This window comes from Paenibacillus zanthoxyli JH29, from assembly GCF_000520715.1.
In the GTDB taxonomy this organism is placed as follows: Bacteria; Bacillota; Bacilli; order Paenibacillales; family Paenibacillaceae; genus Paenibacillus_AQ; species Paenibacillus_AQ zanthoxyli.
The window spans coordinates 1-2,953 of record NZ_ASSD01000262.1; the positions used below are offsets into that span (position 1 = coordinate 1).

Genomic DNA, 2,953 nt, shown 5'->3' on the forward strand with positions numbered 1-2,953 from the left:
TCACAAAGTCAAAAGCTAACCTTTTTCAGTGGCCTCGCACTACCCGGGAGGGCTTTGTGCTGATTGTTGACCATCTGCCTCAATCAGTTGGCAGTCTTGCTCAACAGATTGGCGATAGCCTGGGCCGCTTCCGCGCGGGTAGCCGTCTGCGCCGGAGCAAAGCGGCCGTCCGCCTGACCGGCCATGAGTCCGGTACCGATGACCGATTGCACAGACGGGAGCGCCCATGCCGCAATGTGCCCGCGATCCTGGAAGGTCAGGCTCTGGCTGTTTGCCGCATCGCTTCCGCCCGCCCGCTCGAATGCTTTAGCCAGCATGACTGCCATTTCCTGCCGTGTAATGGCTTCGCTTGGCGCGAACTTGCCGGCGCCGCGTCCGGCAATGATTCCGGCTTCATAGGCTGCGGCAACGCCGGATGAATACCAGGCGCCCGCCGTTACATCTTGGAATGGAGCCCGGCCCGTGCTCTGCAAATGGAGGGCTCTGGCCAGCAGCGCGGCGAACTGGGCGCGTGTAACCTTGGCCGACGGAACAAACGTGCTATCCGTCATTCCGTTAATCACATGCTTCGCCGTTAAGGAAGTGATCGCTTGGTAAGCCCAATGGCTGGGGGCGACATCCGAGTAGGACTTGTCGTAAGCGAGCGCGGTAAAGCTGCTCAGATGGCTTATATCTGTGCTCGCGGTATCGCCCGCGCTGTACGCTTTGTCGATATAAATCATGGTCCAGTATTTTAATGAAGGCAGATCAATCGTGAGACGGGTTCCATTCCATGTGTACTTCAGCTCCGTAGACATGCCATGATGGGTATCCGGGCTGGCGGCATATACTTTTAGATTCGGCGCAGCCTCTTTCGATATTCCAATATCATAGGTTACTTTAAGGCTATTTTGCAGAACCGGCTCATTTGCGGCGTTTCTCCAGTTATCATCATTGTTCAGCAGATTGATAAGATGCAGTACATCATAGCGTTCAAACCCGGCGTTCGAGCGATTCTTCCGCACGGTGGTCCAGATGGTATCCTGAGCTCCGCTGCTGCTGGTTGCAAGCCTGCCGCCGCTAGCTTCCACTTCTACCGATGCGGTAAGATCCGCCTTGCTGTCAAACAGCAGATTCTCATAAGCGGCGTTGAACTTGTAATACTCCTTCATGGTTTCCTTAGTAGACTCCAGCAGCTTCTTGCTTCGGTTCGGATAGTATTCATGGGCCAGCATATTGGGGCCCTCCTCGAAATTCTCGGCGGTGCCGATCTCGATATGCGTAGCTCCCAGAGCCGCGAGTCCGGCGTCCATAAGGCGCAGTGACGGTTCATTAAAGTAGCCTAACGTCAGACCTCTGATGTTGACGCTGCCGTTCCCGCTCTCCTCGTCCATTTTAAGCGTCACCCTATGCTTTCCTGCGTTAAGATGCGGAACGATAAAATACCCGTCCTGGCTGAAGGAGCTGCTGTTATCCGTTGGGGAAAAATAGATTCGGGCAGGCCCCCCGCTCAAATCAGTTGCTCTTTTCCCGTCAATATACACGGCCCGGCTGGTCCCCGTTCCTCCATTGGAATAGGTGTAGATCAAGGACGTTTCTCCCGATTGCGGAACGTCAACATCGAATGATACAGTGTCATTCAAATGTCCGAAGTCTAATATTGTATCTTTATCCAGGACCAAAGGCGGCACAGCTTTCGCCTCGGAACCGTTATATTGAACGCCAGTCGCCTGCTTGTAATTCATATAGCCGGCGATAACCATCGCCTTGCCGCCATCGGCTTCGCGGGTCTCATTCACAACCTGCTGAAGATCCTTGTACTTGTCCTGATCCTGCCAGATTTCGCTATAATCGAAATCGGTCTTCGTATTCGGATTCGGGACCGCGCTGTAGCCTTTATTGCCTCCGACCATATTGAAGGTCACATGACTTTTGTTCGCATTGTTCGCCTTAATAGCGTCTTTGGTTGCATTGATGATTTTATCAAAATCCTTCGCGTAGTAACGCTTGGTTCCGTCGTAGCCGAGCAAATAATCATTGTCGTTGGCGCCCCACTGGTCCAGATGAATACCGTCAAAGCCGTAATCGTTGATGGCCCGGACATACTGCTGCGTGATGAAAGACTGCCATCCCGGATTGCCGGGGTCCTGCAGATAGAGCGCCGTCGGATGCGGCTTCACCCCGTCGAAATGAAAGCCGAACTGATCCTTTTCCGGCATTCTGGATTCGGTTGCTGTCTTGTTATACAGCCCCCACTCGGGCTTGACGCCGAAGTCCTGATAATTCTCGCGCGCCGCATAGTTCATTTCGTAGGCCATTGCCGCGGAACCGTAACTTTGAGCGGCCGACACGGATTGCTTGACGGTCAGCGGATACAAGAGCCGCCCGAGCAGATCAGTATAGCTCGAATTCTCATCGACCGGTGCTGTAATGAAGCGGCCGTTCGCATCACGCAGCGGCTTTCCGTTCTGGTCGGTCTTCGAGTATACGGATACATCATGCCGCCACATCCAGTCATAGAACTGGTAGGCATTAAGATAATACTCCTGGGACAGCTCTTTGAGCTTCGCATCGCTCTCCTCTGCCGTCTCCTTCGGAAAATCGGCCACATAGCCGTATCTCGGAAAATGGGTCCAATCACTGGAAACGTCGACCGCTGCGGTCACATAATCATCAGCCGCCGCTCCCTCGATCCAAGCCTTAGCCATATAGCCTTTAAAATCTGCGGTTGGCGGAGTCCAATCCACTTTCAACCCGGCGCTTCCGTCCTTCCGCACCGTCAAATCCTTTACGCCTTCCGCCACTAGAGTGTTCAACTGATAGATTTGCAGATGAAGCTTGCCGCTCCAGTCGGCGGATTGATCCAGTGTCAGAAGAAGTTCGGCGGCTTCGCCCGGAGCAATCCGGGCCTTGGAAGGAACCATCTTCGTGATTCTATGTTCCGGCGGAGTGTCCGCTGCCACTGCGGCAGGCG

The 2,953-nt window shown here is 54.1% G+C and carries 1 protein-coding gene; it reads right to left on the reverse strand.

Features of this window, described 5'->3' with window-relative positions; genetic code table 11:
- Positions 1 to 83: 83 nt before the first annotated feature.
- Positions 84 to 2,953 (reverse strand): glycoside hydrolase family 66 protein (locus L691_RS0109775; RefSeq protein WP_025690282.1); only part of this gene is annotated, 2,870 nt, incomplete at its 5' end.